Source organism: Tamlana crocina, from assembly GCF_012037625.1.
In genome coordinates this window covers 1-460 of sequence record NZ_JAAVJS010000222.1, presented here as the reverse complement: position 1 = coordinate 460, position 460 = coordinate 1, and the positions used below count along the sequence as shown (strand labels likewise).

The following is a 460-nucleotide window of genomic DNA, read 5'->3' as shown; positions in this document are numbered from 1 at the left end:
AGCATCTATCATCTTTCCTTCGGAAAAAGCTAATTCAACCCCATCACCAGCCAAAACAACAACCACAATTCAGATTTTTTTGTGATCGATGGGATCTTTGAAAAGAAAGAACGGGAAGAGCAGATTATCGTGAGTGCCAAACGCGGACAAAAAAAGGTGATCAAAAGGAATAATAAACCTTACGAGAAATTTAGTGAACATATAGGCTTCATCCCCACTGTGATCATTTCTCCGGCAGATAGGGATCTTATTATTGAGGGCAGTGAGACCCGCAGAAAATTCATTGACGGAGTGATATCCCAAAGTGATAATAAATACCTGAACAACCTCATCAATTACGGAAAGATCCTTGCGCAACGCAATTCCCTGCTGAAGTATTTTGCTGCGAATAACAGCTTTGACCGCGATACACTTTCAATCTACGACATGCAGCTGGAGGAATTGGGAAATGGTCTTTACC

General features: G+C 41.3%; 1 pseudogene. It reads left to right on the top strand.

The features are described 5' to 3' along the window. Positions 1 to 460, top strand: a pseudogene (locus HC176_RS16420) (DNA replication/repair protein RecF); the annotation flags it as partial.